Source organism: Enterococcus spodopteracolus (assembly GCF_030441955.1).
GTDB classification, from domain to species: domain Bacteria; phylum Bacillota; class Bacilli; order Lactobacillales; family Enterococcaceae; genus Enterococcus_B; species Enterococcus_B spodopteracolus.
Map to the genome: position 1 here is coordinate 1 of NZ_JARJHD010000114.1, position 416 is coordinate 416.

Here is a 416-nt window from a genome sequence, read left to right on the forward strand (position 1 = left end):
TGATTGAAGCGGTGGGGGGACTTGATCCAAAAGAATTAGGTGGGATCGGCGGGAAAGTCTTCCTCTGGTTTACCGGTTCGACCCTCGTCGCCGCTATTTTCGGTCTCTTGTTCGCCTTGATCCTCAAGCCCGGCGCAGGCCTTGACCAGTCGCTGCTGCAAAGTACAGAAACTGCATTAAGTACCAGCAGTATAGAAGAAGTCATCTTGAACTTTGTTCCACTGAACATTATTCAAGCCATGGTGGAGCAGAATATGATCCAAGTGATTATTTTTTCGCTCTTCTTTGGCCTTGCCTTGAGCTTAATCAAGCATGAAAAAAAGAATCAGCTGTTTCTAGATATGATCAGTAGTTTTAATCATATTTTGTTAAAAATGGTCAGCATGATCATGAAGTTGGCGCCGATCGGGATTTTC

1 protein-coding gene is annotated in these 416 nt (G+C 44.5%); it reads left to right on the plus strand.

The features are described from left to right. A partial coding sequence (locus P3R27_RS14815; RefSeq protein WP_301399185.1) for a dicarboxylate/amino acid:cation symporter occupies nucleotides 1-416 on the plus strand: 416 nt, incomplete at both ends.